Below are 19,520 nucleotides of genomic sequence, written 5' to 3' on the forward strand. Positions count from 1 at the left end.
GAGAGTCGGGTACGACATCAATCCTCCCTTTATTGTCCGGCGATTTTATTCAGTTGCCAAACCAGCCGGAGTATTGAGATAATTTTTAGTCTGACTCTCGCTCTATTGCATATGAGGTTTCAGTTCATGCCCTGCGGCGCTGGGTGTCTGCGAAGCGGGTTTATCATTAACGAATAGTCTTAGTAGTACCGAAAAAATGGCAGAGAAACGCAATATCTTTCTGGTTGGGCCTATGGGTGCCGGCAAAAGCACTATTGGGCGCCAGTTAGCCCAACAGCTCAACATGGAATTTTACGATTCTGATCAAGAGATTGAGAAACGCACTGGCGCTGATGTGGGCTGGGTCTTCGATGTTGAAGGCGAAGAAGGCTTCCGTGACCGTGAAGAGAAAATTATCAATGAGTTGACGGAAAAACAGGGGATTGTGCTGGCGACTGGCGGCGGCTCTGTAAAATCCCGTGAAACGCGTAACCGTCTCTCCGCCCGCGGCGTGGTGGTCTACCTGGAAACTACGATCGAGAAGCAGTTGGCCCGTACGCAGCGCGATAAAAAGCGTCCTTTGCTACAAGTCGATGCGCCGCCTCGTGAAGTGCTGGAAGCGCTGGCTGACGAGCGTAACCCGCTGTATGAAGAGATCGCCGATGTGACTATCCGCACAGACGATCAGAGTGCGAAAGTCGTCGCGAACCAGATTATTCATATGCTGGAAAGCAACTGATTCTGGCTTAATAAAAGTGCGTCAGAGTAATAGTCATTGAGGTGGATGTCGCGTTATGGAGAGGCTTACTGTTACCCTCGGGGAACGTAGTTACCCGATTACCATCGCGGCTGGTTTGTTTAACGATCCAGCTTCCTTCCTGCCACTCAAGTCGGGCGACCAGGCTATGCTGGTCACCAACGAAACGCTGGCGCCGCTTTATCTGGATACCGTCCGCTCTGCGCTGAAGCAGTCAGGGGTCAACGTTGACAGCGTCATTCTGCCAGACGGCGAGCAATACAAAAGCCTGGCGGTGATGGATACCGTGTTTACTGCGCTGTTGCAAAAACCACATGGCCGCGACACCACTCTGGTGGCGCTTGGCGGGGGGGTGATCGGTGATTTAACCGGTTTCGCCGCGGCAAGCTATCAGCGCGGCGTGCGTTTCATCCAGGTCCCTACCACCCTGTTGTCGCAGGTCGACTCGTCGGTCGGCGGCAAAACCGCAGTGAACCACCCTCTCGGCAAAAACATGATTGGCGCCTTCTGGCAGCCGGTTTCCGTGGTAGTTGATCTTAACTGTCTGAAAACTCTGCCGAAGCGCGAGCTCGCTTCCGGACTGGCTGAGGTCATCAAGTACGGGGTGATCCTGGATGGTGAATTCTTCAGCTGGCTGGAAAACAACATTGATGCGCTGCTGGCGCTGGACGATACCGCCATGGCGTACTGCATTCGCCGCTGCTGTGAACTGAAAGCGGAGGTTGTGGCTGCCGACGAGCGTGAAACCGGGTTACGTGCTTTACTCAATCTTGGACATACCTTCGGCCATGCTATCGAAGCGGAAATGGGCTACGGTAACTGGCTGCATGGCGAAGCGGTGGCGGCAGGTATGGTGATGGCGGCACGCACGTCCGAACGGCTGGGGCAGTTCCGCGCGCAGGATACTCAGCGCATTATCGAGCTGCTCAAGCGTGCAGGCTTACCGGTACGCGGCCCGCAGGAAATGAGTGCGCAGGCGTATTTGCCCCATATGATGCGCGATAAAAAGGTACTGGCTGGCGAAATGCGGCTGGTGCTCCCGCTCGCAATAGGAAGCAGCGAGCTGCGCGGCGGAGTGCCGCACGATGTGGTTCTTGGCGCGATTGCTGATACTCAGCAGGCGCAACAATAAGAAGGTCTGGCCGCGTTCGCGCGGCGTTATCATTTCGGGTGATGTGCAATAATCGTGAGCATAAGCCTTTTAGTGGGGTGTTAAATGGATGATTTCAAACCAGAAGACGATATGAAAGCCGATCGCAACGATCGTCGTGCTGGTCGTTCCCGTCAGTCTTCCGAGCGTGATGCCGATCCGCAGATCAATTTTGACGATGTTGATCTTGATGCCGATGAAGGCCGTCCGACGCGCGCTGGTAAGGCCCGTCGCGAGCGTGAAGAGGAAGAGTTCGAAGAAGAACTGGATGCGCAAGACGAGGAGATGCTCGAAGAGCAGCCTGTAGAGCGTCGTCCGCGCAAGCGTAAAAAAGCGCCGGCCAAACCGGCCTCCCGCCAGTACATCATGATGGGTGTGGGGATTCTGGTGCTGCTGCTGTTGATCGTGGGTATCGGTTCCGCACTGAAATCGCCATCATCTTCCAGCCAGCAGACCGCTTCCGGCGAGAAGAGCATTAATCTGTCTGACGACCAGTCCGCCAGCATGCCTGCTGCGGGCCAGGACCAGACTGCCGCCGCTAACAGCACCTCACAGCAGGACGTAACGGTACCGCCTATTGCCGCGAACCCGACGCAGGGCCAGGCAGCGGCTGCGCCGCAGGGCCAGCAGCGTATCGAAGTTCAGGGCGATCTGAACAATGCGTTGACCCAGCAGCAGGGCCAACTGGACGGCGCCGTGGCTAACTCGACGCTGCCGACTGAACCGGCTACCGTCGCGCCAATCCGGAATGGCGCCAATGGCACCGCGGCGCCGCGCCAGGCGACCGAGCGTCAGACAGCAGCGACCCCGCGTCCGGCTGAACGTAAGCATACCGTTATCGAAGCGAAGCCGCAGTCGAAGCCACAGGCCGTGGCGAAAACGCCGGTAGAATCGAAGCCGGTCCAGCCGAAGCATGTTGAAAGCACGGCGACCACCGCTCCGGCGAAAACGTCCGTCAGCGAAAGCAAACCGGTGGCCACCGCTCAGAGCAAACCGACCACGACGACCGCAGCGCCAGCGGCAACGGCAGCTGCGGCAGCGCCGGCAGCGAAGAGCGGGAAGACGGCAGGTGACGTCAGCTCAATGAAAACTGCGCCGTCGGGTCACTATACTCTGCAGCTCAGCAGCTCCTCTAACTACGACAACCTCAACAACTGGGCGAAGAAAGAGAAGCTGGATAAATATGTTGTCTATGAAACGTCGCGTAACGGCCAACCATGGTACGTGCTGGTGAGCGGTATCTATGCATCGAAAGATGAAGCGAAACGTGCTGTCACCTCGCTGCCGGCGGACGTGCAGGCGAAAAATCCATGGGCAAAACCGCTGCATCAGGTTCAGGCTGACCTGAAATAATGCCGTGGGGTAGTCTTAAGCGCAGGATGCTGTCGGAGCTTTCTCCACAGCCGGAGAACGTGTAATTAGTTAGGCAGCATGAAAAAGAATCGCGCTTTTCTGAAGTGGGCAGGGGGAAAGTTCCCCCTGCTTGACGATATTAAAAAGCATTTGCCGGAAGGCGAGTGCTTGATCGAGCCCTTTGTGGGCGCCGGGTCGGTATTTCTTAATACCGACTTTTCTCGTTATATCCTCGCGGATATCAACAGTGACTTAATCGGCCTGTACAACATCGTCAAACTGCGCACCGACGAATACGTCGCCGCCGCCCGTGAGATGTTTACCCCGGAAAATAACGTCGCTGAGCGCTATTACCTGTATCGTGATGAATTTAACCAAAGCCAGGATCCGCTGCGTCGCGCGGTGCTGTTCCTGTATTTGAACCGTCACGGCTACAATGGCCTGTGCCGCTACAATCTGCGCGGCGAGTTCAATGTGCCGTTTGGCCGTTATAAAAAGCCCTATTTCCCCGAAGCTGAGCTCTATCATTTCGCCGAGAAGGCGCAAAACGCCGAGTTTTACTGCGAATCTTACGAAGAGTGCATGCAACGTGCGGATAGCCGCACAGTGGTGTATTGCGATCCGCCCTATGCGCCGCTAACGGCGACGGCGAACTTTACCGCCTACCACACCAACAGTTTCAACCTGGAACAACAGGTACTGCTGGCGCAAAAGGCGGAATCGCTGATGAAAAAGCGCATCCCGGTGCTGATTTCCAACCACCGCACGCCGCTGACGCAGGAATGGTATAAAAACGCGGCAGAAACGCATATTGTGAAGGTGCGGCGCAGCATCAGCAGCAACGGTGGTACGCGTAAAAAGGTGGACGAGCTATTAGCGCTCTACCGTCCGCCTAAGACCAAATAAATTTCAAGGAGATGCGGATGAAGCAGTATTTGATTGCCCCTTCGATTCTGTCGGCTGATTTTGCCCGTCTGGGTGAGGATACCGCGAAGGCGCTGGCGGCGGGTGCGGATGTCGTGCACTTCGACGTTATGGACAACCACTACGTGCCAAACCTGACGATTGGCCCGATGGTGCTGAAGTCACTGCGTAATTACGGTATTACCGCGCCAATCGACGTTCACCTGATGGTGAAGCCGGTCGACCGCATCATTCCTGATTTTGCCGAAGCCGGCGCCAGCATTATCACCTTCCATCCGGAAGCCTCCGAACACGTCGATCGCAGCCTGCAGCTTATCAAAGAGCACGGCTGTAAAGCGGGCCTGGTGTTTAACCCGGCGACGCCGCTGAGCTACCTCGATTACGTGATGGATAAGCTGGACGTGATCCTGCTGATGTCGGTTAACCCGGGCTTTGGCGGCCAGTCCTTTATTCCCCAGACGCTGGATAAACTGCGTGAAGTGCGCCAGCGCATCGATGCGTCCGGCTACGACATCCGCCTGGAAGTGGATGGCGGCGTGAAAGCCAGCAATATCGGCGAAATCGCCGCGGCGGGTGCGGATATGTTTGTTGCCGGTTCGGCGATCTTCGGTCAGCCGGACTACAAGCAAGTCATTGATCAAATGCGTAGTGAATTAGCGAAGGTGAGTCATGGATAAATTACAGGCGATCCGCGGCATCGCATTTGATCTCGACGGCACGCTGGTGGACAGCGCGCCGGGTCTAACCTCGGCGGTTGATAACGCTCTGTACGCCCTGGAGCTGCCGGTGGCGGGAGAAGAACGCGTTATCACCTGGATCGGTAACGGCGCCGATGTCCTGATGGAGCGGGCGCTGACCTGGGCTCGTCAGGAGCGAGCAACGTTACGTGCGGCGATGGGCAAGCCTTCCGTCGACGATCATGATATTCCGCAAGACGAGCAGCTGCGCATTTTGCGTAAACTGTTTGACCGCTATTACGCCGAAGCGGCGGAAGAGGGCAGTTTCCTGTTCCCGGCGGTGGCCGATACGCTCGGCGCGCTGCATGCCAAAGGCCTGCCGCTGGCGCTGGTTACCAATAAGCCGACGCCGTTTGTCGCCCCGCTGTTGGACGCGCTCGATATTGCGAAATATTTTACCGTGGTGATTGGCGGCGATGACGTGCAGAATAAAAAGCCGCATCCGGAACCGCTGCTGCTGGTGGCGGAAAAGCTCTCTCTGGCTCCAGCCGAGCTGCTGTTTGTCGGCGATTCGCGCAATGATATTCAGGCGGCCAAAGCGGCAGGCTGCTGCTCTGTTGGTCTGACCTACGGTTATAACTATGGTGAACCGCTTGCGCTGAGCGAGCCGGACTATCTCTTCGACCAGTTTAACGAACTCTTACCCGCTCTCGGGTTACCGCACAGTGAAACTCAGGAATTGAAACATGACTAAGCCCATCGTTTTTAGTGGCGCACAGCCCTCAGGTGAACTGACCATTGGCAACTATATGGGTGCGCTGCGTCAGTGGGTAAACATGCAGGACGATTACCACTGCATCTATTGCATCGTGGACCAGCACGCCATCACCGTGCGCCAGGATCCGCAGCAGCTGCGCAAGGCGACGCTGGACACCCTGGCGCTGTATCTGGCCTGCGGCATCGACCCGCAGAAAAGCACTATCTTCGTGCAGTCGCACGTGCCGGAACATGCCCAGTTAGGCTGGGCGCTGAACTGCTACACCTATTTCGGCGAACTGAGCCGCATGACTCAGTTTAAAGACAAGTCAGCGCGCTACGCGGAGAACATCAACGCCGGTCTGTTTGATTATCCGGTACTGATGGCCGCTGACATTCTGCTGTACCAGACCAACCAGGTTCCGGTGGGCGAAGATCAGAAACAGCACCTTGAGCTAAGCCGCGATATCGCCCAGCGTTTTAACGCCATCTACGGCGATATTTTTAAAGTGCCTGAGCCGTTTATCCCTAAATCCGGCGCGCGCGTGATGTCGCTGCTGGAGCCGACGAAAAAGATGTCCAAGTCCGACGACAACCGCAACAACGTCATCGGCCTGCTGGAAGATCCGAAATCGGTGGTCAAGAAGATTAAACGTGCGGTCACCGACTCCGACGAGCCGCCGGTAGTGCGTTACGATCTGAAAGAGAAAGCGGGCGTCTCCAACCTGCTGGATATCCTCTCCGCGGTTACCGGGAAAACTATTCCTGAGCTGGAACAGCATTTTGAAGGCAAAATGTATGGCCACCTGAAAGGCGAAGTCGCCGAAGCGGTATCGGGCATGCTGATTGACCTGCAGGAGCGCTATCACCGTTTCCGTAACGACGAAGCGTTTCTCAATCAGGTGATGAAAGACGGCGCGGAAAAGGCCAGCGCGCGGGCTTCTCAAACCCTGAAAGCGGTATACGAAGCGATTGGCTTTGTCGCCAAGCCGTAAGCGACGCAACAGCTAAAAGGGCGGGATGCTATCCCGCCCTTTTTTATGCCTGTCGCTTTATGGGAGGCAAGGTTAATGGTTCGAAAACCAGTTCAGTTTATCCCGCAGACCGACCACGCGGCCGACGATGATCAGCGCCGGGCTGGCCATCTGCTGCGCCAGAATATCCAGTTGTCCTAAGGTGCCGCTGACCACTTTTTGCGTCACAGCGGTGCCGTTCTCGACGATGGCGGCGGGCATATCTTCAGCCATGCCGTGAGCGATAAGCTTCTCGCGGATCGCCGGCGCCTGGTTCAGACCCATGTAGAACACCAGGGTTTGCTTCTCCACCGCCAGGTTCGCCCAGTCCAGCTCGCCGCCGGTTTTCAGGTGGCCAGTGACCAGGCGGACGCCCTGGGCGAAATCGCGATGTGTTAACGGGATCCCCGAATAAGCGGAGCAGCCGGAGGCGGCGGTAATGCCAGGCACAACGGAGAAGGGGATGCCCGCCTCGCAAAGCGTCTCCAGCTCTTCCCCTCCGCGGCCAAAGATAAAGGGATCGCCGCCTTTCAGCCGGACCACGCGTCTTCCTTTTTGCGCTTCGCGCAGCAGGATCTGGTTGATCTCCTCCTGCGGGACGCAGTGGTAGCCTGAGCGCTTGCCGACGAACACCCGATCGGCATCGCGGCGCACCAGATTCATGATGTCATCGGAGACCAGCCGATCATAGACCACCACGTCAGCCTGCTGGATCTGCTGCAGGCCTTTGAGCGTGAGCAGCCCGGCGTCACCGGGGCCGGCGCCAACCAGCACCACCTCGCCGCGATGCTCCAACGGCTCCGTCAGCAACTGCTCAGTGGTATCCGCGACTGCCTGCCGATCGTCATTAGCCAGCGACTGCGCCAGACGGTCGTTAACAAACAGCTTCTCCCAGAAGCGGCGACGCTCGCCTACGGTGGCAAACTGCTGCTTAACCCGCGCGCGCAGATGGCCGGCATAGCGGGCCAGCTGGCCGAGATGCAGGGGCAGAATTGACTCCAGTTTCTCGCGCAGCAGGCGCGCCAGAACCGGTGATGTCCCGCCCGAGGAGACGGCGACCATCAGCGGCGAGCGATCGATTATCGACGGCATGATAAAGCTGGCCTGGCGCGGGGCATCCACCACGTTACAGAAGATACGCCGCGCTTCGGCCGCCTCGCTAACCTGCTGGTTGACCGTCTCATCATCAGTAGCGGCGATGGCCAGCCAGCAGTTATCCAGCAGCGAGGGGATAAACTCCCCCTGCACCAGAGTTAGCATCTGTGAATCAGCCCACACCTGAAACTGGGGCGTGAAGTCGAGCGCATTGACCGTGACGTTAGCGCCAGCATCCAGCAGCAGACGGGCTTTGCGTTCGGCGACATCCCCGCCGCCAACCAGTAAACAATCGCGCTGGCGCAACTGGCAGAATATGGGTAAGTGATCCACAGAATAACCTCATAAAAATAAGGGGTAGAAAACGAGTGGTCGTAGAATAGCAGCAAAGGTAATACAAAACATGCGACATATCCCGCACTCATGCGCTGTCGGTCAGAACTGTTACTTATATCTCCCCCCGTGGCCGGGGGGAGGGAGAAGGACTTACGCTTTAAGCTGAACGTGTCCGTCTTTCACGCGGGCGTCGAAGCGGGCGATAGAGTGGCTGGCATCTTCCATGCACAGGCCGTCGCTCAGGCGGAAGCGCTGTTTTTTCAGCGGGCTGGCGACCCATAGCGCGCCGCCATGCTCGGCGATAATCCCGCGAGACAGTACGCTGGCGTTGAAGAACGGATCAATGTTGCTGATGGCGAATACTCTGTCGTCATGGTAGGGACGGAAGATCGCCACCTGCTGCTGACCGAGCAGGGCGCAGACGCCGGTGGCCGGCAGGATGTCGTCGATGCTGCAGATATTTACCCACTGGCTCATGCTTTTTCCTCCACCAGAGTAACCGGGATACGCTCATACGGCGTGGCCGGGCGGTGCTGGTCACGTTCCGGCACCACCTGAACGTTCGGGTCGCGCTGGTCGCTGTTGATAAAGTGTTTGAAGCGGGTCTGCGCCGCCGGGTTGTTGACGGTCTCGGTCCACTCGCAGGCGAAGGCGGCGCGCAGGCGAGCCAGCTCTTCTTCCAGATGGTCGTTCAGACCGAGCTTGTCATCGATGATGACGCTGCGCAGATAGTCGATACCGCCTTCCATATTGTCCAGCCACGGGGCAGTGCGGGTCAGCTTATCGGCGGTGCGGATGTAGAACATCATAAAGCGGTCGAGATATTTGATGAGCGTCTCGCGATCGAGGTCCGCGGCCAGTAGATCGGCGTGGCGCGGTTTCATCCCGCCATTACCGCACACGTACAGGTTCCAGCCTTTCTCGGTGGCGATGATCCCAACGTCTTTACCCTGCGCTTCCGCGCATTCACGGGTACAGCCGGAGACGCCGAACTTCATTTTGTGCGGGGTGCGGATGCCTTTGTAGCGGTTTTCCAGTTCCACGCCGAAGCCGACGCTGTCGCCAACGCCGTAGCGGCACCAGGTGCTGCCGACGCAGGTTTTCGCCATTCGCAACGCTTTGGCGTAGGCGTGGCCGGTTTCGAATCCCGCTTCAATTAGCTGCCGCCAGATCTCCGGCAGGTCGTCTTTCTGCGCGCCAAACAGGCCGATGCGCTGAGAGCCGGTGATTTTGGTGTACAGATTGAATTCACGCGCGATGCGGCCCACGGCGACCAGCCCTTCCGGCGTGATTTCGCCGCCAGCTGAGCGCGGGATCACCGAATAGGTACCATCTTTCTGAATGTTGGCGAGGAAGTTGTCGTTGCTGTCCTGCAGCGGCGTGTGCTGCGGCTTGAGGATGTACTCATTCCAGCAGGAGGCCAGCAGGGAACCGACGGTCGGCTTACAGACTTCACAGCCGTAGCCCTGACCGTGTTTTTCCAGCAGCTCGTCGAAGGTTTTGATGCCTTCCACGCGGATCAGGTGGAACAGTTCCTGGCGAGAGTAGGCGAAGTGTTCGCACAGATTGTTGTTGACCTCGATGCCCTGTTTCGCCAGCTCGGCGTTGAGCACCTGAGTGACCAGCGGAATACAGCCCCCGCAGCCGGTCCCGGCTTTGGTTTCCGCTTTCAGCGCCGCCACGGTGTGGCAGCCTTTGTTGATAGCGGCGATCAGGTCGCCTTTGCTGACGTCAAAGCAGGAGCAGATCTGCGCGCTGTCCGGCAGTTTATCGACGCCGATGGACGGCTTGCCGCTGCCGGCGTGGGCCGGGAGGATCAGCGAATCCGGGTTTTCCGGCAGCTCGATGGCGTTGAGCACCAGCTGCAGCAGATTGCCGTAGTCGCTGGTATCGCCGACCAGCACCGCGCCGAGCAGCGTTTTGTTGTCGGCGCTGACGATCAGGCGCTTATAAACTTCTTTGCTTTCGTCGAGATAGACGTAGCTACGGGCGCCCGGCGTGCGGCCGTGGGCATCGCCGATCCCGCCCACGTCCACACCCAACAGCTTCAGCTTGGCGCTGAGGTCGGCGCCGGTGAAGCTATTTTCACTGCCGAGGAGATGGTCGACGGCCACCTGGGCCATTTTATAGCCGGGGGCGACCAGACCGTAGACGCGGTTGTTCCAGCTGGCGCATTCCCCGATGGCATAGATATCCGGATCGGAGGTCTGGCAGCTATCGTTGACCATGATGCCGCCGCGCTGGGCGACCGCCAGCCCGCACTGGGTGGCCAGCTTATCGCGCGGGCGGATCCCGGTTGAGAAGACGATGAAATCGACCTGCAGCTCGCTACCGTCGGCGAAGTGCATGGTTTTGCGCGCCTCGGTGCCCTGCTGAACAATCTCTTTGGTGTTTTTGCTGGTGTGAACTTTCACGCCCATGCTTTCGATTTTGCGCCGCAACTGCTCGCCGCCCATCTGGTCGAGCTGTTCGGCCATCAGCATCGGCGCGAATTCGATAACATGGGTTTCCACGCCGAGGTTTTTCAACGCGCCGGCCGCTTCCAGGCCGAGCAGGCCGCCGCCGACTACCGCGCCGCGTTTGCTACGGCGGGCGCAGGATTCGATGGCGTTAAGATCTTCAATAGTGCGATAGACGAAGCAATCCTGGGTTTCCGCGCCTTTAATCGGCGGGATCCACGGGTATGAGCCGGTCGCCATAATCAGCTTGTCGTAGAACACGGTACGCCCGGCGCTGGAGTGGATCACTTTCTCCTGGCGGTTGATGGTGATCGCCCGTTCGCCGACCAGCACCTTGACGCCGTGTTTCTCATAGAAACCTTCGCGTACCAGCGACAGTTCTTCCGCAGTGTGATGGGAGAAATAAGACGACAGGTGGACGCGGTCGTAGGCGATACGCGGTTCTTCACAGAACACGGTAATGTCGAACTGTCCGGCAGGCGCCTTATCGAGAAGCTCTTCGATAAAGCGATGGCCAACCATGCCGTTACCGATAATAGCGATTCTGACTTTGCTCATTTTTGCCTCGATTTCTTTTCTATTACCGCCTACCTTAACGATTCAGCCATCAGGCTTATTGATGCAAATCAATGACAACTTCACCTACCACTTAATGGGTATGCGTTTGATTTGTCAGTATTTTTATAAGTCATGGAAAACGCTGACTTTTCCTTTTTGCTGATTTTGTGTACAAGAATTGGGTAAGCCGCGATTGGGGTTAGACAGAAAACAAGCCGTATTGAATAGAGAGGGTGATATGACAGCAGCGCCGCTTTGGTTGATTCAGAACGTACGCCTGGCAGACCGCGACGGCCTGTGGCAAATAGCCATTGATAAGGGCCGCTTTGGCGAGATCACGCCGATGGGGGAGGCGCACGATGAAAGCTACGAGGTATTGAACGCTCGCGGCGGGCTAGCGATCCCGCCTTTTATCGAGCCGCATATCCATCTGGATACCACCCAGACGGCCGGCGAGCCGAACTGGAATCAGTCCGGTACTCTGTTCGAGGGGATTGAGCGCTGGGCGGAGCGGAAAGCGCTGCTCAGCCATGAGGACGTCAAAGCCCGGGCGTGGAAAACCCTGAAGTGGCAGATCGCCAATGGCGTGCAGTTTGTCCGCACTCATGTCGATGTTTCCGATCCCACGTTAACGGCGCTGAAGGCGATGCTGGAGGTCAAACAGGAGGTGGCGCCATGGGTCGAGTTACAGATTGTCGCTTTCCCACAGGAGGGGATCCTCTCTTACCCCAACGGCGAGGCGCTGCTGGAGGAGGCCCTCAAGCTGGGGGCGGACGTCGTCGGGGCGATCCCGCATTTTGAGTTCACCCGTGAATATGGTGTGGAATCGCTGCATATCGCCTTCCGTCTGGCGCAGCAATATGACCGCCCACTGGATATTCACTGCGATGAAATTGACGATGAGCAGTCGCGCTTTGTTGAAACCGTTGCCGCGCTGGCGCTGAAAGCGGGGATAGGGCCGCGGGTAACGGCCAGCCATACCACCGCTATGCACTCCTATAATGGCGCTTATACCTCGCGTCTGTTCCGCTTGCTTAAGCTCTCCGGCATCAACTTTGTCGCCAATCCGCTGGTGAATATTCATCTGCAGGGCCGGTTTGACGACTACCCGAAGCGACGGGGCATTACCCGGGTGAAGGAGCTGTTGGCGGCGGGGATCAACGTTTGCTTTGGTCATGATGACGTCTTTGACCCGTGGTACCCGCTGGGGACCGGCAATATGCTGCAGGTCCTGCATATGGGGCTCCATGTTTGCCAGCTGATGGGCTACCAGCAGATCAACGACGGCCTGCAGCTTATCACCGACAACAGCGCCCGCACGTTTGGCCTCGAGGATTACGGCATTGTCAGCGGCAACCCGGCTAACCTGATCATTCTCCCGGCGGAGAATGGCTTTGAGGCCGTCCGCTGCCAGGTGCCGGTGCGCTGGTCAATTCGCCAGGGAAGGGTGATCGCGACCACCCAGCCGGCGCAAAGCTGGATCCAAACTGACCGCGGTGGCGAGGAGCTTTCTTTTATGAGGAACAGCCCCCTTGCGGATGCAAAGGGGCCGAAGGCTTAGTGAGACGCCGCCTGAGCGTTGTTCTGGCGATGACGGGAGACGAAGCCGAGGATAAAGCACATTACGAATACCACGGCATAGAGGCCGTTAGCGGTGTGCAGCGCGGCCAGGGGACCGCTGGCCGCCACAATCGGGCCGGTGACCACGAAAGTGAGCATGGTGCCGATGGTGCCGCAGGTGAGGATAAAGTTCACCAGCTTCGGCGAAGCGACCCGCGTCTGCTGCGAACCGAGCGTAATGATCGAGGTGTAAATGGCGCTGGAGAAGAAGCCCAGGGTCAGAATAAACCACGGCATATGCTCCGGCGAACCATTGATAAACAGGTACATCAGCACCGTCGCGAGCCCGGCGAGGACGGTTAAGATACGCTGCAGGTCGAAGAAGCGCAGGATGAAGCTGAATGACCACATGCCGATCATGTAGGACATCCAGAAATCGCTCACCAGTTTACCGGCGTCGCCGAGGCTCATGCCCAGGCTCTTCGCATATTCCGGTACCCAGGAGATAAAGCCCAGCTGACCGAGGATGTAGCACAGCGCCGCAACGGAGAGGAACAGTACGCCGATGCCCCACTTCTCTTTCACCACCGGCTGGCTGTTTTCGCTCTGGGCTTTTTTGCCCAGCACCGGGAAATCACAGCCGAAAGTCAGGACGAAAATAGCGACATACACCAGACCAATACAGGCGTAGACCCAGTACCACTCGATGCTGCGCGCCAGCAGGACGGCGGCGACCATCGGGAAAATCATGCCCGCCATGCTAAAGAAGGAGTCGGTAAACAGCAGACGCGCCCCGCGCTGACGGCCTTCATACATATGGGTGATCAGGAAGGTCCCGATCGACATGGTGATCCCGCTCACCAGGCCAAGAACGAACATTGACGCGGAGAACAGCGCCAGGCTGTGGCTGAGCATCAGGCCGGCCACCGCCAGCACCATCAAAATAAAGCCAAAGCGCAGCTGAGTTTTCAGCGGCACGATTTCCATCAGCCAGGCATTGAGGAAGATGGAGATAAGAATACCGGCGTTCAGAAAGGTAAAGGTGTTGCTCATACTGGAAACGGGCAGATGGAAATAATCCGCAATGTTACCCATCACCATCCCGGTGACGATCACCAACGCGCCGGTCAGGGCGTAGGAGAAGAAGCTGATCCATGTGAGCTTAATACGGTTGCTGTTAGTCATGACTGGCCTGTGAATAGAAAGGTAAAGCGCGTTGACGCTGCGCCGGGCGGACAGATTTTATTCGTTCAGGTGATGTAATTAAATGTTTATTGTGAAATGGGTTATCTTTTGCATGTTTTAATGTGATCTGCATCACGCTTGTTCGCTGCAAAGGAGATCGTTTGCGCGGTTACAATTATTACAGCTAAGTAAAATTTGGTAAAAGGCTGGCCCAGGATGCAAAGGCTCTTTAGAATCAAGGCACTCGCTTTTATTCTGCTCCGTTAAGGAATTTCCATGCTCAAATCAACACTGGCGGCGATGGCTGCCGTTTTCGCTATTTCAGCGTTCTCCCCGGCCATGGCGGCAAAGGGCGATCCGCATGTGCTGCTGACCACTTCGGCAGGTAACATTGAGCTTGAGTTAAACAGCCAGAAAGCCCCGATTTCCGTGGATAACTTCCTGAAGTACGTCAACAGCGGCTTCTACAACAACACCACCTTTCACCGCGTGATCCCGGGATTCATGGTGCAGGGCGGCGGCTTTAACGAACAGATGCAGCAGAAGCAGCCTAACCCGCCGATCAAGAATGAAGCAGACAACGGCCTGCGCAACACCCGCGGCACCATCGCGATGGCGCGTACCGCCGATCAGGATAGCGCCACCAGTCAGTTCTTCATCAACGTGGCGGATAACGCCTTCCTCGACCATGGCCAGCGCGACTTTGGCTATGCGGTATTCGGCAAAGTGGTGAAGGGGATGGATGTTGCGGATAAGATCTCCCAGGTCCAGACCCATAACGTTGGTCCGTACCAGAATGTGCCGACCAAACCGGTCGTTATCCTCTCTGCGAAAGTGCTGCCCTAATCCTCCCGCGGCGCGGTGGTCTATCGCCGCGCCCGGTCGCCTCCCGGCATAACCTGAAATTGCTGCTTATACTTGTGGCACACAGGGGACGATAAGGGGGGCGACGATGCGTCCACTCACCGATAAGCAAAAATCCCGACTCTGGGAACAGACACGCAATACCAATTTTCAGGCCAGCCGTCGCCTTGAAGGCGTGACGGTGCCGCTGGTTACGCTGACTGCCGAAGAGGCGCTGGCGCGTCTGGCGACGTTGCGGAGGGAGTATGAGCGATAAATTCGGCGATGAACGCGATCCTTACCTCTATCCGGCTCTGAACGTGCTGCGCAACCGTCTCGGCATCCGCCAGGCTAAAAATCTGCAGCAGGCCGCCTTTGAGATGACAGCGCTGCGGGCGGCCACTCTGCCGCTGGGCCCGCGGGTGCGCGGCTTACCCTATCTGTGCGCTATTCATCATCAGTTGTATCAGGATCTGTTTGACTGGGCGGGCCGCTTGCGTGAAGTGAACCTCTACCTGGGCGATACGCCGTTCTGCCACTTTGCCCGGATCGAGGAGGAGGGGAATGCCCTGATGCAGGCCCTTGAGCAGGAGGATTATCTCAGTGGCCTGCCGCGCGATACCTTCATCGAACGCCTGAGCTGGTTCTATGGTGAAATTAATGTGCTGCACCCTTTTCGTCTTGGCAATGGCCTGACCCAGCGCATTTTCTTTGAACAGCTGGCGATACATGCCGGCTACCTTCTTAACTGGCGTGACGTTGACCCCGCCGGCTGGAGTGCGGCCTGCCAGCAGAGCGCGATGGGCGATCTGGCCCCGCTGGTGGCGATCTTTCGCAAAGTGGTAAGCGAAGCGCGGGAATCTGAGTAGAATAGCCCGGTTTTGATTGTTCCGGAGCCGCTATGATCCTGCTTATCGATAACTATGACTCTTTCACCTGGAATCTGTATCAGTACTTCTGCGAACTGGGGGCGGAAGTACTGGTCAGGCGCAACGATGCGTTGACGCTGGAGGAGATAGCGGCGCTGGCGCCGGAGAAAATCGTGATCTCGCCAGGCCCCTGCACGCCGGATGAGGCGGGGATTTCCCTCGCGGTTATCCGCCACTATGCCGGAAAAACGCCGCTGCTGGGCGTCTGTCTCGGGCATCAGGCGATCGCCCAGGCGTTTGGCGCGACTATCGTGCGGGCGGCCCAGGTCATGCATGGCAAAACCTCGCTTATCGAGCATAACGGCGAAGGGGTGTTTCAGGGGCTGAATAATCCCCTGACGGTGACCCGCTATCACTCGCTGGTGATTGACCCGCCGACGCTCCCGTCCGAGTTTAACGTCACTGCCCGCAGCGCCAGCGGTGAGATTATGGGGATCCGTCACCGCGAATGGGATCTCGAGGGCGTGCAGTTTCATCCGGAAAGCATCCTCAGCGAGCAGGGCCATCAATTGCTGGCCAACTTTTTGAAACGGTGATTTTCAGTTGCTATTGACTGATTTTTTATGCATATTTTGTGATTAGATTATCATAATCGCATCTGCGTAACGAAGAGGGATGGGTAAGACATGGCAACTGAACAACCGGCAATCACCCGCGCCACATTCGATGAAGTTATTTTGCCAATTTATGCACCGGCAGAATTCATCCCGGTGAAGGGGAAGGGCAGCCGCGTCTGGGATCAGCAGGGGAAAGAGTATATCGATTTCGCCGGCGGTATCGCGGTGACGGCGCTTGGCCATTGCCATCCGGCGCTGGTGGCGGCGCTGCATCAGCAGGGCGAAACGCTGTGGCACACCAGCAACGTCTTTACCAATGAGCCGGCGCTGCGTCTGGGACGTAAACTTGTCGAGGCTACCTTCGCCGAGCGCGTGGTGTTTATGAACTCCGGCACCGAAGCCAATGAAACGGCCTTTAAGCTGGCGCGTCACTATGCGGTGACCCGCCATAGCCCGTATAAAACCAAAATCATCGCCTTCCATAATGCCTTTCATGGCCGCTCCCTGTTTACCGTTTCCGTCGGCGGTCAGCCGAAGTATTCCGATGGTTTCGGCCCAAAACCGGCGGATATTGTCCATGTTCCCTTCAACGATCTGCAGGCGGTAAAAGCGGTGATGGATGACCACACCTGCGCGGTGGTGGTGGAGCCGATTCAGGGCGAAGGCGGCGTGACGGCGGCCACGCCGGCTTTCCTGCAGGGACTGCGCGAGCTGTGCGATCAGCACCAGGCGCTGCTCGTCTTTGATGAAGTACAGTGTGGTATGGGGCGTACCGGATCGCTGTTCGCCTATATGCACTACGGCGTGACCCCGGATATTCTGACCAGCGCCAAAGCGCTGGGCGGCGGCTTCCCGGTCAGCGCCATGCTGACCACCCACGAGATCGCCAGCGCCTTCCATGCGGGCTCCCATGGCTCAACCTACGGCGGCAACCCGCTGGCCTGCGCGGTCGCCAACGCCGCCTTCGATCTGATCAATACCCCGGCGGTGCTGGATGGCGTGAGCGCGAAGCGCGAACTGTTCGTCAAACACCTGCAGCGGCTGGATGCCGAGTTTGATCTGTTCAGTGATATACGCGGGATGGGCCTGCTGATCGGCGCGGAACTCAAGCCGCAGCACAAAGGCCGCGCGCGTGATTTCCTCTATGCCGCGGCCGACGCCGGCGTCATGGTGCTCAACGCCGGGCCGGACGTGATGCGTTTTGTTCCCTCGCTGATCATCGACGAGCAGGATATTACTGAAGGGATGGCGCGCTTTGCCCAGGCGGTGGCAAAGGTGATTAACGGTTGATCTTCCGCAGCCAGATGCCATGGTGCGGCCGCTGACGCCACGCCACTGACGAAATGGTGTGCATGGTGTTCAGATGGCCCAGAATGCGTTGCAGATGCTGCTCCAGGGTGCTTAACGGACCGATCGGCACCTCGCTTTCCGGCGACTCCATAATATTGGCATCCCCTGCGCTGCCGGGACCATCGCTGTCCAGCCGCTGCTGGCAGCGCTGCAGCGCAATCTCACAGGATTCGAGATAGCGCTGGGCAAGATCCGGGGTCAGCATCGTATGCTCCCGGGCCAGGGTGGTCATAGCGTTGATGTGTTCGACGATAAACTGGCTGTGCGTCACCCACAGCTTCATATCTTCCAGATAGTGGGTATTAAACCCGGGTTCCTGCATCGCCTGATTCAGGGAGTTGTAGAGCGCGTTGTGCGCCTGGTTGACGCGCATGCGTTGATAGGCCAGCGCGGGGGCTTTTGGATCGGCGCTGAGGATCAGGCGAATTGCCTGCTGGTCGGCCTCCAGCGCATCGTGGGCGTTTTTTTTCAGCAGGCCGCTCTGCCACTGCGGCCACAGCCAGACCATCCCGCCGAAGGCAATCAGGCAGCCGATAAGGGTGTCGATCAGCCGGGCGATAATAAACTGTTCGCCGTTAAGCGTCAGCAGCTGCAGGGTATATACCGCCGTCACCGTAAACCCAACCATCGCCCAGCCATAGTGTTTGCGAATGATCAGATAGCTGAGCAGGGTAATCAGCAGCATCCCGCTCAGGGTGTAGCTCTCCGGAACGTGAAAATGCAAGGTCAGCCCGGCGATCGTCAGGCCGGCGAGCGTTCCCGCCGCCCGGTGAACAATACGCACCCGGGTGGCGCCATAGCCGTTCTGGGTGACGAAAAGCACCGTCATCAGGATCCAGTAGGGCTTAGGCAAGTGCAGGGCGTTGCCCATCAGGCTGGCGACGCTCAGCATCACGCTGATGCGGGCGGCATTGCGCAGCGCGGGCGATTTTAGCGACAGGTAGTTCTTTAGCGCGGGCAATAGCGGTAAACGACGCTCTTTGTCGGCCATCAGGTCCCGGGCATACAGCGGGCGCTGGGTATGCAGCACCCGGGCGATGCGGCTGAAGTGCCAGGCGCAGAAGTGGCCGACCGGGTTATCCGGATGTTGTCTGGCGATCTTTTCCAGAGCCTCGATCTGTTTATCCATCTGAAAGCGCTTTGGAAAGCGATGATAGAGCATGTCATCCGCCAGCACGCGCAGGCGGGCGGCGACGGTCTGCGCGTTCCAGCGGATCACCGCTTCGGCATGGCTGCGTTCCACCAGCTTTTGCACCTCTTCCGGCTGATGCAGGCTGACCGAAATATGCTCCTGTAGATCCAGCCCCATCTGAAACGCCCGCAGCAGGCGCTTATGATCGTTGCGTTGGTTAGCGGCCAGCATATGCATCTGCTGATAGCACTGGGTAATCAGATCGACCACTTTCTGCTGGCGGGTGAGCAGCGGCGGCAGGGCGGTCGAGGGATCGGTATGCTGGGTCAGCAGGCTGTATTTGGCTTCACAGTAGTCCGCCAGCTCCCGGTAAAGCAGGCTAAGCGACTCCCGTAGCGGCTGTTCGCGCCACAGCCAGAACCAGAACCAGTTAAACACGCCGTACCACAGCGTGCCGAAGGCGTAGATCAGCAGCGGCTCCCAGATGGGCATATTGCCCGCCAGGCTCAGGGTAAAGATGGCGGCGATCAGCGACGCGGGCAGCAGCCGCGCGTGCAGCGAACTGATCTCCGCGGTAACGCCGAGCAAGAGCGCCAGGCCGCTGAGAATAAACGGCAGGGGTATCGCCTGGGCAAGCAGCAACTGCACCACCAGACTACATCCGGCAAACAGGCAGCCGCCGATAATCAGGCGTTTGAAAAAGCGCTTATGCGGGGTATCAAGACCGGCAATGTTGCAGCAGGCGGGGACTAAGGAAAATAACAGCCCCTGCTGGAGATGGCCGAGCAGAAGACCGATGGCCACGGGCAGACACAGCACCAGCGTTTGCCGCAGTGCATAGTTGACTTCCGGGTGGTAAATCAGCCTGCGCCACATGAGGGAAAAACAAAAACGGCGTACTGCGGGA

Annotated in this window: 18 protein-coding genes; 13 read left to right on the forward strand and 5 right to left on the reverse strand. The window is 57.9% G+C overall.

Features of this window, described 5'->3' with window-relative positions:
* Positions 1-196 precede the first annotated feature (196 nt).
* From aroK to trpS, 7 genes are all read left to right on the forward strand, one after another.
* Entirely contained in the window at positions 197-718 is a 522-nt protein-coding gene (gene aroK / locus OHJ17_RS01800) for a shikimate kinase AroK (RefSeq protein ID WP_002920267.1), read from the forward strand.
* 55 nt (positions 719-773) lie between these two features.
* Complete coding sequence (gene aroB / locus OHJ17_RS01805) at positions 774-1,868, forward strand: 3-dehydroquinate synthase (RefSeq protein ID WP_004188341.1); 1,095 nt, start codon at positions 774-776, stop codon at positions 1,866-1,868.
* A gap of 84 nt (positions 1,869-1,952) precedes the next feature.
* The gene (gene damX, locus OHJ17_RS01810; protein ID WP_002920262.1) at positions 1,953-3,239 is read left to right on the forward strand and encodes a cell division protein DamX; all 1,287 of its coding nucleotides are present in this window, start codon (positions 1,953-1,955) and stop codon (positions 3,237-3,239) included.
* Between the two features lie 78 nt (positions 3,240-3,317).
* Positions 3,318-4,145, forward strand: a complete 828-nt coding sequence (dam, locus tag OHJ17_RS01815) for an adenine-specific DNA-methyltransferase (protein ID WP_002920260.1) — start codon at positions 3,318-3,320, stop codon at positions 4,143-4,145.
* A gap of 17 nt (positions 4,146-4,162) precedes the next feature.
* Positions 4,163-4,840 carry a ribulose-phosphate 3-epimerase gene (gene rpe, locus OHJ17_RS01820; RefSeq protein ID WP_002920259.1) on the forward strand — a complete coding sequence of 226 codons (678 nt, stop codon included), beginning with the start codon at positions 4,163-4,165 and terminating at the stop codon, positions 4,838-4,840.
* Positions 4,833-5,594: a phosphoglycolate phosphatase gene (gene gph, locus OHJ17_RS01825; RefSeq protein ID WP_004188345.1), complete on the forward strand. Its 762-nt coding sequence runs from the start codon at positions 4,833-4,835 to the stop codon at positions 5,592-5,594. Before rpe ends, gph begins: the two co-directional genes overlap by 8 nt.
* The gene (trpS, locus tag OHJ17_RS01830; RefSeq protein ID WP_002920253.1) at positions 5,587-6,591 is read left to right on the forward strand and encodes a tryptophan--tRNA ligase; all 1,005 of its coding nucleotides are present in this window, start codon (positions 5,587-5,589) and stop codon (positions 6,589-6,591) included. The genes gph and trpS overlap by 8 nt, the downstream gene beginning before the upstream one ends.
* Before the next feature lie 72 nt (positions 6,592-6,663).
* Here trpS and cysG read toward each other — a convergent pair whose 3' ends face one another.
* The 3 genes from cysG to nirB form a co-directional block, all read right to left on the reverse strand.
* Positions 6,664-8,037 (reverse strand): siroheme synthase CysG, encoded by a 1,374-nt coding sequence (gene cysG / locus OHJ17_RS01835; protein ID WP_002920252.1) that lies wholly within the window; start codon positions 8,035-8,037, stop codon positions 6,664-6,666.
* Positions 8,038-8,190: 153 nt separating this feature from the next.
* Complete coding sequence (gene nirD / locus OHJ17_RS01840; RefSeq protein ID WP_032433629.1) at positions 8,191-8,517, reverse strand: nitrite reductase small subunit NirD; 327 nt, start codon at positions 8,515-8,517, stop codon at positions 8,191-8,193.
* Positions 8,514-11,057: a nitrite reductase large subunit NirB gene (nirB, locus tag OHJ17_RS01845; protein WP_004889472.1), complete on the reverse strand. Its 2,544-nt coding sequence runs from the start codon at positions 11,055-11,057 to the stop codon at positions 8,514-8,516. The genes nirD and nirB overlap by 4 nt, the downstream gene beginning before the upstream one ends.
* A gap of 238 nt (positions 11,058-11,295) precedes the next feature.
* On the opposite strand from nirB, the gene OHJ17_RS01850 reads away from it, so the two are divergent.
* On the forward strand, positions 11,296-12,618 hold the full coding sequence (locus tag OHJ17_RS01850; RefSeq protein WP_002920241.1) for a cytosine deaminase: 1,323 nt from the start codon (positions 11,296-11,298) through the stop codon (positions 12,616-12,618).
* Here OHJ17_RS01850 and tsgA read toward each other — a convergent pair.
* Positions 12,615-13,802: an MFS transporter TsgA gene (gene tsgA / locus OHJ17_RS01855; protein ID WP_002920240.1), complete on the reverse strand. Its 1,188-nt coding sequence runs from the start codon at positions 13,800-13,802 to the stop codon at positions 12,615-12,617. The genes OHJ17_RS01850 and tsgA overlap by 4 nt on opposite strands.
* A 276-nt stretch (positions 13,803-14,078) precedes the next feature.
* On the opposite strand from tsgA, the gene ppiA reads away from it, so the two are divergent.
* From ppiA to argD, 5 genes are all read left to right on the forward strand, one after another.
* The gene (gene ppiA, locus OHJ17_RS01860; RefSeq protein WP_002920238.1) at positions 14,079-14,648 is read left to right on the forward strand and encodes a peptidylprolyl isomerase A; all 570 of its coding nucleotides are present in this window, start codon (positions 14,079-14,081) and stop codon (positions 14,646-14,648) included.
* 106 nt (positions 14,649-14,754) lie between these two features.
* Positions 14,755-14,922: a YhfG family protein gene (locus OHJ17_RS01865; protein WP_002920231.1), complete on the forward strand. Its 168-nt coding sequence runs from the start codon at positions 14,755-14,757 to the stop codon at positions 14,920-14,922.
* Positions 14,912-15,514, forward strand: a complete 603-nt coding sequence (locus OHJ17_RS01870) for a putative adenosine monophosphate-protein transferase Fic (RefSeq protein WP_002920230.1) — start codon at positions 14,912-14,914, stop codon at positions 15,512-15,514. The genes OHJ17_RS01865 and OHJ17_RS01870 overlap by 11 nt, the downstream gene beginning before the upstream one ends.
* Positions 15,515-15,546: 32 nt before the next feature.
* Positions 15,547-16,110, forward strand: coding sequence for an aminodeoxychorismate synthase component 2 (pabA, locus tag OHJ17_RS01875; protein WP_002920229.1), 564 nt, complete (start codon positions 15,547-15,549; stop codon positions 16,108-16,110).
* Positions 16,111-16,200: 90 nt separating this feature from the next.
* Positions 16,201-17,421: a bifunctional acetylornithine/succinyldiaminopimelate transaminase gene (gene argD / locus OHJ17_RS01880; protein WP_004174049.1), complete on the forward strand. Its 1,221-nt coding sequence runs from the start codon at positions 16,201-16,203 to the stop codon at positions 17,419-17,421.
* Here argD and OHJ17_RS01885 read toward each other — a convergent pair.
* Positions 17,411-19,489 (reverse strand): YccS/YhfK family putative transporter, encoded by a 2,079-nt coding sequence (locus tag OHJ17_RS01885; protein ID WP_004213494.1) that lies wholly within the window; start codon positions 19,487-19,489, stop codon positions 17,411-17,413. The two genes, argD and OHJ17_RS01885, sit on opposite strands and share 11 nt — an antisense overlap.
* Between the last annotated feature and the right edge of the window lie 31 nt (positions 19,490-19,520).

The organism is Klebsiella sp. KP20-425-1 (assembly GCF_025813515.1).
Lineage (GTDB): Bacteria > Pseudomonadota > Gammaproteobacteria > Enterobacterales > Enterobacteriaceae > Klebsiella > Klebsiella pneumoniae.

Excerpts from the sequence above, each read along its gene's own strand:
- trpS (WP_002920253.1), top strand. The coding sequence starts at position 5,587 with ATGACTAAGCCCATCGTTTTTAGTGGCGCACAGCCCTCAGGTGAACTG.
- aroK (WP_002920267.1), top strand. The coding sequence starts at position 197 with ATGGCAGAGAAACGCAATATCTTTCTGGTTGGGCCTATGGGTGCCGGC.
- gph (WP_004188345.1), top strand. The coding sequence starts at position 4,833 with ATGGATAAATTACAGGCGATCCGCGGCATCGCATTTGATCTCGACGGC.
- OHJ17_RS01870 (WP_002920230.1), top strand. The coding sequence starts at position 14,912 with ATGAGCGATAAATTCGGCGATGAACGCGATCCTTACCTCTATCCGGCT.
- pabA (WP_002920229.1), top strand. The coding sequence starts at position 15,547 with ATGATCCTGCTTATCGATAACTATGACTCTTTCACCTGGAATCTGTAT.
- OHJ17_RS01850 (WP_002920241.1), top strand. The coding sequence starts at position 11,296 with ATGACAGCAGCGCCGCTTTGGTTGATTCAGAACGTACGCCTGGCAGAC.
- ppiA (WP_002920238.1), top strand. The coding sequence starts at position 14,079 with ATGCTCAAATCAACACTGGCGGCGATGGCTGCCGTTTTCGCTATTTCA.
- OHJ17_RS01865 (WP_002920231.1), top strand. The coding sequence starts at position 14,755 with ATGCGTCCACTCACCGATAAGCAAAAATCCCGACTCTGGGAACAGACA.
- rpe (WP_002920259.1), top strand. The coding sequence starts at position 4,163 with ATGAAGCAGTATTTGATTGCCCCTTCGATTCTGTCGGCTGATTTTGCC.
- OHJ17_RS01885 (WP_004213494.1), bottom strand. The coding sequence starts at position 19,489 with ATGTGGCGCAGGCTGATTTACCACCCGGAAGTCAACTATGCACTGCGG.
- nirD (WP_032433629.1), bottom strand. The coding sequence starts at position 8,517 with ATGAGCCAGTGGGTAAATATCTGCAGCATCGACGACATCCTGCCGGCC.
- damX (WP_002920262.1), top strand. The coding sequence starts at position 1,953 with ATGGATGATTTCAAACCAGAAGACGATATGAAAGCCGATCGCAACGAT.
- nirB (WP_004889472.1), bottom strand. The coding sequence starts at position 11,057 with ATGAGCAAAGTCAGAATCGCTATTATCGGTAACGGCATGGTTGGCCAT.
- dam (WP_002920260.1), top strand. The coding sequence starts at position 3,318 with ATGAAAAAGAATCGCGCTTTTCTGAAGTGGGCAGGGGGAAAGTTCCCC.
- aroB (WP_004188341.1), top strand. The coding sequence starts at position 774 with ATGGAGAGGCTTACTGTTACCCTCGGGGAACGTAGTTACCCGATTACC.
- tsgA (WP_002920240.1), bottom strand. The coding sequence starts at position 13,802 with ATGACTAACAGCAACCGTATTAAGCTCACATGGATCAGCTTCTTCTCC.
- argD (WP_004174049.1), top strand. The coding sequence starts at position 16,201 with ATGGCAACTGAACAACCGGCAATCACCCGCGCCACATTCGATGAAGTT.